This window comes from Myxococcus llanfairpwllgwyngyllgogerychwyrndrobwllllantysiliogogogochensis (genome assembly GCF_006636215.1).
Classification (GTDB): Bacteria; Myxococcota; Myxococcia; order Myxococcales; family Myxococcaceae; genus Myxococcus; species Myxococcus llanfairpwllgwyngyllgogerychwyrndrobwllllantysiliogogogochensis.
In genome coordinates this window covers 1-387 of the sequence record NZ_VIFM01001010.1, presented here as the reverse complement: position 1 = coordinate 387, position 387 = coordinate 1, and the positions used below count along the sequence as shown (strand labels likewise).

1 protein-coding gene is annotated in these 387 nt (G+C 34.6%); it reads right to left on the bottom strand.

The window, feature by feature from the left end:
• On the bottom strand, positions 1 to 274 hold a 274-nt coding region (locus FJV41_RS57705), incomplete at its 3' end, for a sigma factor (protein WP_220138084.1).
• Positions 275 to 387 lie beyond the last annotated feature (113 nt).

Genomic DNA, 387 nt, shown 5'->3' with positions numbered 1-387 from the left:
GCATAGAGCCATTAACTCTTTTTCTTGCAAAACCCCAGAAGTTATCATTTTGTTCTTTATCGTAACGGCGTGAAAGCTTTATCATTTCTTCACCGCCTATGCTAATAAGATCATTAACATCTATACTTGAAGGCAAGCGTTCTTTTAGTCTAAAAGCCATAGCACGCAGAGCTGGCATGTAAGAAAGCACAAGCTCATCTTGCTCTTTCTTTAGCATTTGTGCATAAGCTTTAGGCGGCTCTTTTAGCATTTCTTCGTCTTTCTTTGAATTCATTTTTCTTTAGCTCTTCTCTTTCTTCATTGAGCTTTTCTAAAATTATATCCATTTTCTTTTCACGAATAACTAAATCGTTGATAATATTATTGCTAGTTTTTTCATAATCGTGT